The organism is Acinetobacter kyonggiensis (assembly GCF_900107285.1).
GTDB classification, from domain to species: Bacteria; Pseudomonadota; Gammaproteobacteria; order Pseudomonadales; family Moraxellaceae; genus Acinetobacter; species Acinetobacter kyonggiensis.
This window is the reverse complement of sequence record NZ_FNPK01000066.1, coordinates 1-2,012: the sequence shown is the minus strand read 5'-3', so window position 1 is coordinate 2,012 and position 2,012 is coordinate 1. Positions and strand designations below refer to the sequence as shown.

Genomic DNA, 2,012 nt, shown 5'->3' with positions numbered 1-2,012 from the left:
ACAACGAAATATGAATCCTGTGCTTGACTTGGAAATGTCCATATAGGACATTTCTATTTGGTTATTAGGTAGGACATTTCTACTTGGGAATAACAGCACTTGTTAGAACCCACTTAAAGTGTCTGTATCTATGTATAAAGCAATATTTATTTTTATTATCAATTAAATAGCCTTTCAATTTGGTAATTTTAAAGTTTTTCTACAATTACCATAATGTGAAAATTTTTTTTCAAAGGCTTACCATATAAGAGTTCTAGTCCTATGTTTATGTATATAAACCTATATGGTCAACTTATTGGTATTTGGATGTTTTTTTAGAGCATTTTGCTATGTTTTTCTAGTTGGTGTGGTTAAATTTTGGTCAACTTTGATTCTTGAAGTAATTTAAGATAGAAACATAATTCAGTAGAAAAATTTAGGAAAATGACCATTCAAGGTATTATTAAATCCATTAGTTCGTCCAGACTATCTTCATATCGAAAAATCTTTGGTTGCAGCACTGATGAAGATTGCATCCATTATTACCACTGGAATCAAGCATTATCATCTGAGCTTTATATTTTAATGAGCACTATTGAGATATGTCTTAGAAATAAAATACATATAGCACTTAGTGAAGAAGTGTCATTTAAGTTCACGGGATTGATAAATAGTAATTTTTCTTGGTATGAACACTTCAGCTTTGTTGATTTAGATAAGGATGAAAACCCAAAAATAGACCGTAATGGTAATGATATTTTTACTGAAACAGGCAAAGCTTTTCGAAAGATTACTCATAAAGGTAAGCGGAACTTAAATCTCTTGCCTCAGATCATTATATCTAAGCTTGAGTTTGGTAAATGGTCCTACGTTTTGTCTGCTAAAAAATATGACAATGGCGCTTTAATTGATTGGAACAAACTATTCCCTATTATCTTTCCACACTTCATTGGAATGGATCCAGATAAGCATCACCAAGTGATCATCGATCACATTAAGGTCGTAAAAAATTGGCGCAATAGGGTTGCCCATTTAGAGCCTGTTTGGAAGTTTAGTGATGTTAAGGATATGATAACTGGTAATGTATTAGTACCAGAACCAACAAATCAGCTCGAAGTATTGAAGCGTTTGAAAGCTGAGGTTCGTCGTGCACTAAATCTTTTGTCATGGTTGTGTGTGGATACCCTTGGTCACTACAAATCAACTAAGTCTTATCAACAGCTACTACATTTGATATCACATGATGGCATTACGGACTTTTCTTATTGACAAGAAAAAAGACCGATCATTTCTGACCGGTCTTTTTATATCTTTGCCTACGGATACTAATCTTTAACACTCCATGGGTTAGAGACTTTGTAGAACTAAATCCACCAGTTCCGTAAGACTACAAAGCAATCATACCAATAGTTATATATTAATTACAACAATTGTTTTAATTAAACCCCGATTTTGTAGATAATCCTCAAGACTTTTAATCTTTTCTACGAGATACATAATAAAAAACCCCAGCATCCTGCCGGGGTTTTTCGTATTCAGTTCTTGGTATAACATCCTGTTGTACCTCACATTCCTTGCGTTAGAACATAAAGTTCCTTTTTACGTTCTGGAACATCCTGTTCCTGAGGGACTCATCATATGAATTTTCAAGTGTGTGAACTAGTAGCTTTAGACTTGAATTAATGTGAGCAAATGCTTACAAAGATGGTTGAAAACTACACAGGTTTATCCGCAGAAATTGGGGATAATTTGAGCAGTGGATGGGTTGATAATGCACAAGAATGTACTCTTTCGATTAAATATTGATCGATTTTATTGGCAATATCTTCCAGAGTTGTACATAAAAAAGCCGACTTGTTTCCAAGTCGGGTTTTTAGGTTTTGCGTCCCCAATTTCTTATAGCATAACTTTTTGAAATTTAATACTATTTTAAAGTACTGTTATTCCCAAGTAGAAATGTCCTACCTAATAACCAAATAGAAATGTCCTATATGGACATTTCCAAGTCAAGCACAGGATTCATATTTCGTTGT

1 protein-coding gene is annotated in these 2,012 nt (G+C 33.4%); it reads left to right on the top strand.

Annotated features, from left to right (window positions below):
* Positions 1 to 423: 423 nt before the first annotated feature.
* On the top strand, positions 424 to 1,248 hold the full coding sequence (locus BLV99_RS17935) for an Abi family protein (protein WP_092693063.1): 825 nt from the start codon (positions 424 to 426) through the stop codon (positions 1,246 to 1,248).
* Positions 1,249 to 2,012: the final 764 nt, after the last annotated feature.